At 68.4% G+C, this 393-nt stretch carries 1 protein-coding gene; it reads left to right on the forward strand.

Annotated features, from left to right (window positions below; translation table 11 throughout):
* Window positions 1-393: pyridoxal-phosphate dependent enzyme (locus GYA94_RS27110; protein ID WP_161893496.1), on the forward strand; the 393-nt coding region annotated here is incomplete at both ends.

Here is a 393-nt window from a genome sequence, read left to right on the forward strand (position 1 = left end):
TCTCGTTCAAGATCCGCGGTGCCTACACCCGCCTGTCGCGGCTTGGCACCGCGCAACGCGAGCGCGGGGTCATCACGGCGTCGGCGGGCAACCATGCCCAGGGCGTGGCCCTGGCAGCTGCGCACCTGGGCATGAAGGCCACCATCGTCATGCCCACCACCACACCGTCGTTGAAGGTGGAGGGGGTGCGCTCACGGGGTGGCCATGTGGTGTTGCACGGCGAGAGCTTTCCGCATGCCCTGGCCCATGCCTTGAAACTGGCCGACCAGGCCGGCGCCACCTTCGTGCCGCCGTTCGATGACCCCGATGTCATCGCTGGCCAGGGTACGGTGGCCATGGAAATACTGCGCCAGCACCCGGGTGCGCTGGACGCCATCTTCGTGCCGGTGGGCG

This window comes from Pseudomonas juntendi, from assembly GCF_009932375.1.
In the GTDB taxonomy this organism is placed as follows: Bacteria; Pseudomonadota; Gammaproteobacteria; order Pseudomonadales; family Pseudomonadaceae; genus Aquipseudomonas; species Aquipseudomonas juntendi.